This window comes from Micromonospora sp. 4G55, from assembly GCF_016803375.1.
Genome location: NZ_JAEVHN010000564.1, coordinates 1 through 3,967, shown reverse-complemented (window position 1 = coordinate 3,967; position 3,967 = coordinate 1). Strand labels below are relative to the sequence as shown.

Below are 3,967 nucleotides of genomic sequence, written 5' to 3'. Positions count from 1 at the left end.
CGGTCGCAGCAACCCCTCGGACAGCAACCCCACCAGCTCGGAGGCGACTCCGAGAGGGCAGCAATCCTCGCAGTCTGGCTCCGGCCCGGCGGCCGGTAGAAGCCGACCACCTCGGTCCAGCGGCGTACGCCCGAGGCGGTGCGCGGTCTGCTGTCGGCCTACCACCGCGGCGTGCAGCGCGGTCGCAGCAACCCCTCGGACAGCAACCCCACCAGCTCGGAGGCGACTCCGAGAGGGCAGCAATCCTCGCAGTCTGGCTCCGGCCCGGCGGCCGGTAGCGGGCAGAAGGAGCAAGAAGGATGACAACTACGCAGGATCTCGGTTGGCTCCTCGCCAACTTCGCTGACCGGGTGCCCGGTGTCGCGCACGCGGTCGCCGTCTCCGCGGACGGCCTGCTCCTCGCGTCGTCACGGGACCTGCCGCGCGACCGGGCCGACCAGTTGGCCGCCATCGCCTCCGGTCTGGTCAGCCTCACCCAGGGCGCGGCCCGCTGCTTCGAGGGTGGCGCGGTGTTGCAGACCGTCGTCGAGATGGACAACGGCTTCCTGTTCCTGATGTCCATCTCCGACGGTTCCTCCTTCGCGGTGCTGGCCGCCCGCAGCTCTGACGTGGGCCAGGTCGGCTACGAGATGGCCCTGCTGGTCGACCGGGTGGGCGACGCGCTGACCCCGCAGCCGCGCACGGCCGTCGGGATGATGGGCTGACCGAGCTGACCACCGGGTCGGCACGGCAGGAACGACACGACAACAACGACGGGTTCCACCGGGCGAGAGCCGGTGCCGGGTACGAAGGAGGTGAGCGGCGACATGGCCGATCGTGACGAGCCAACCGGAGCGTTGGTCCGTCCATACGCCGTGACCCGTGGTCGTACCCGTCCCCGGCTCGACATCGCCATGGAGGCGCTCGTCGAGACGACGGTGCGCGGTCGCGCCGCTGCCAGTGGCAACGGCGGTCAGGGCCGCGAACACCAGTACATCGCCGCGCTGTGTGACGGACGCGTGCAGTCGTTGGCCGAGATCGCGGCGCGAATGCAGCTTCCGTTGGGTGTGGCCCGGGTGCTCATCGCCGACATGGCGACGGATGGCCTGGTCGCGGTCCACGAGCCGACCATCCTGGACGACTCCGACGACGCGGTGGGCACTGAACTGCTGGAGAGGGTGCTGAGTGGACTTCGCAGGCTCTGACATGTCGCACCGGCCGCCGGCCCCGAGCGGGCGCGTGACGTCGGCGAAGATCGTTATCGCCGGTGGATTCGGCGTCGGCAAGACGACCTTGGTCGGCTCGGTCTCGGAGATCACGCCGCTGACCACCGAGGCCATCATGACCTCCGCGGGCGTGGGCGTCGACGACACCCGGCAGGTGCCGGGCAAGACGACGACCACGGTGGCGATGGACTTCGGCCGAATCTCGATCGACCGGGACCTGATCCTGTACCTGTTCGGTACGCCGGGCCAGACGCGGTTCTGGTTCATGTGGGACGAGCTGGTACGCGGCGCGATCGGCGCCGTCGTCCTGGTCGACACCCGCCGGCTGGCCGACTGCTTCGCGGCGATCGACTTCTTCGAGCACCGGCGGCTGCCGTACCTGGTGGCCATCAACTGCTTCGACGGGATGCAGTACCACGACCCGCAGGACGTCCGGGACGCGCTGGCGATCTCGACGGACGTGCCGGTGGTGGCCTGCGACGCCCGGAACCGGGAGTCGACCAAGCACGTGCTGATCTCGCTGGTCGAGTACGTGCTGACCATGCGTCGCTCGCGCGCGGTCGCCCCGGCCTGACCGGCCTCGACGCGCCCGGTGGCGGCTTCGGCCGACGTCGGGCGCGTCTGCGCGTCCCCGTCCGGCCGGGGGCTCAACGTGTCGGCGGGCAGCTGACCCGGTCCCGAGTGGACGCACGACAGCCCCGAGCCACGTGGCCCCGCGCGCCGCGCAGCCCCCGCGCGCGGCGGTGCCGGTGCCCGGGGCCGCGGGGTGGGAAGAGGTCGGGAGAGGGCTGGGCCGAGGGTCAGGAGACCCGGGCCCAGCTGCCCTGGGTGAGCTGGTAGACGCCCAGCGAGTCGCGCTCCATCCCGCCGTGCCGGATCGGCGCGAAGGCGTACCACCCGGCCATACCCTCGGTCACCTGCGTCTGCAGGTACGCCCGCAGCCGTCCACGGTCGACGCTGCTGGCCAGCCGGGCCGCGTCGGCGATGAGCTGGAGCGCGTCGGAGGCGTACGGGGCGAAGCCGCTGAGCCCGCCGTACTCGTGGATGTAGCGGAAGACCAGCTCGCGTCGGGCCAGGGCGGCGGTGGTGGTACCCATCAGGGTGGAGTCCGGCAGGCAGGTCGGGTGCACCGCGTACGCGCCCTCCACGGCCGCCGCGTTGCTGCCCGCCACGGTCTCCTCGGCGACCGCGCGCGTCGAAGAAGAGCGGACCGCGCCAGCGGGCCCGGCGCAGTGCCCGAGCGGCGCTGCCGCTGTCCGGAGCCGCCGCCCACACCACCACGCCGTCGGGGTCACCGGCCACCGCCTCCCGGGCGGCGCGGGCGAAGTCGCGCCGGTGCGCGGCAGGCGTACGGTGCGGTCCAGCTCGACCCCGGCGACCCGGAGCGCGGCCGCCACGGCCCGGACGCCGGAGTCGCCGTGCAGGCCGTCGGCGGCCAGCAGGGCGACCCGCTCCAGCCCCCGTGAGCTGATCAGCCGGGCCAGCCGGCGGGCGACGTCCACCGCGTCCGGGGTGAGCTTGTAGACGAAGGTCCGCTGCGTCAGCGGCAGGACGATGCCGTCCCCGGGCGCCAGCGAGACGAAGGGGGTCTGCAGCCGCTGGGCCACCCCGACGACCGCCATGGCGGTCTCGGTCAGCGTGGTGCCGAGCAGGGCGTGCACCCGGTCCTTGCGGATCAGGTCGGTGGCCTGCTGCGCGGCCAGCCGCGGATCGCTGCGGTTGTCCCGCACCAGCACCCGTACGCTCCGGCGCTGGTTGCCCACCTGCACCCGGTCGACGTTCAGGTCCTCGAGCGTGATCCGCAGGGCACGCTCCTGGAGGACGCCGAGGGCGGCGCCCCGGCCGGTGAGTTCCAGGCTGACCCCGATCAGCAGCTCCGGGCCGCCCGGCGAGGCACTGCCGTCCGGCTCCGCCTCGTCCTGCGGCTGCGCCTGCCCGCAGGCGCCCAGCAACAGGCTGCTGGCCGTCGCGGTGAGCACTCCCCGTCGGGTGAGCACGGAGGAGTCGATTGCCGGTGTCGCCATTGGAGTCGCCTTCCCACCCCGGCGTCACCTGCCGCCGACGGTTCCGCCGGTATGCTTCCGGCCGCCCCGATCCGGCGTCAAATTATCCGGGTGTGGGTAGGAACACGCAGGTGGAAGGGGGTTTTCCGGGCTCAGGAACGGTAACCGGCTGACCGGAACTCGTACTCGCGGTCGTCGTCGCGCTCGGCCGGGTCGCGGCTGAAGTCCCAGCCGCCGGCCGACTCACGACCCGGTCGCCCGCCGACCGCGAACCCGCCGATCTCCTGGCCGCGACGCCAGCCGCGGAAGTAGCCGGTGGTGTTCTCGGCGAGGCTCGCCGCGTCGCGGACGATCCGCAGCGGACGCTCCTCGCGCAGCGGCGAACCCGGCACCAGGTTGGCCTGCGGGACCCGCTTGGGCAGGCCGGCGGAGGTCTCCGCACCGACCGCCGGGCGAGCCGCCTGCTCGGCGGCCTGCCAACCGGTGTCGGCGGTGGTCGCCCAGTCCAGCTCGGACTCCTCCTCGCTGTGGCCGACGAACCAGGCGGACCTGGCCTGCGCGAAGATCAGCAGGTCCCCGTCGCCCTCGTCGGAGATCGGCGGGGGTCGGTGCTCCATCGGCGCGGGGCGGCGCTCCGCCGGCTCGGGCCGGCGCTCCGGGGCCGGTCGGTCCGCCCGGGAGGCACGCCCGGAACGGCTTGCCTCCTCGCGGTCGACCAGCCGCAGCGAGGGCGACTCCAGGCGCGGGTCGCCGCCCGGG

At 73.2% G+C, this 3,967-nt stretch carries 4 protein-coding genes and 2 pseudogenes; 4 read left to right on the top strand and 2 right to left on the bottom strand.

The features are described 5' to 3' along the window. Positions 1-99: 99 nt before the first annotated feature. The 4 genes and pseudogenes from JNW89_RS29880 to JNW89_RS29865 all read left to right on the top strand — a co-directional run. A pseudogene (locus JNW89_RS29880) lies at positions 100-303 on the top strand (hypothetical protein); the annotation flags it as partial. Next, positions 300-704, top strand: a complete 405-nt coding sequence (locus JNW89_RS29875) for a roadblock/LC7 domain-containing protein (protein ID WP_132186590.1) — start codon at positions 300-302, stop codon at positions 702-704. The pseudogene JNW89_RS29880 and the gene JNW89_RS29875, both read left to right, overlap by 4 nt. Positions 705-806: 102 nt before the next feature. Continuing rightward, a complete protein-coding gene (locus JNW89_RS29870) occupies positions 807-1,184 on the top strand; it encodes a DUF742 domain-containing protein (protein ID WP_088964879.1) in 378 nt (125 codons plus the stop codon). 1 nt (position 1,185) lies between these two features. Then, positions 1,186-1,779 (top strand): ATP/GTP-binding protein, encoded by a 594-nt coding sequence (locus tag JNW89_RS29865; RefSeq protein WP_088964027.1) that lies wholly within the window; start codon positions 1,186-1,188, stop codon positions 1,777-1,779. A gap of 226 nt (positions 1,780-2,005) precedes the next feature. On the opposite strand, the gene JNW89_RS29860 is transcribed toward JNW89_RS29865, so the two are convergent. Next, complete coding sequence (locus JNW89_RS29860; protein WP_238451625.1) at positions 2,006-3,229, bottom strand: ABC transporter substrate-binding protein; 1,224 nt, start codon at positions 3,227-3,229, stop codon at positions 2,006-2,008. 131 nt (positions 3,230-3,360) lie between these two features. Then, a pseudogene (locus JNW89_RS29855) lies at positions 3,361-3,967 on the bottom strand (transposase); the annotation flags it as partial.

What these genes read in the sequence shown, in the direction of transcription:
- JNW89_RS29870 (WP_088964879.1), top strand. Translation starts at nt 807, where the DNA reads ATGGCCGATCGTGACGAGCCAACCGGAGCGTTGGTCCGTCCATACGCC.
- JNW89_RS29875 (WP_132186590.1), top strand. Translation starts at nt 300, where the DNA reads ATGACAACTACGCAGGATCTCGGTTGGCTCCTCGCCAACTTCGCTGAC.
- JNW89_RS29860 (WP_238451625.1), bottom strand. Translation starts at nt 3,229, where the DNA reads ATGGCGACACCGGCAATCGACTCCTCCGTGCTCACCCGACGGGGAGTG.
- JNW89_RS29865 (WP_088964027.1), top strand. Translation starts at nt 1,186, where the DNA reads ATGTCGCACCGGCCGCCGGCCCCGAGCGGGCGCGTGACGTCGGCGAAG.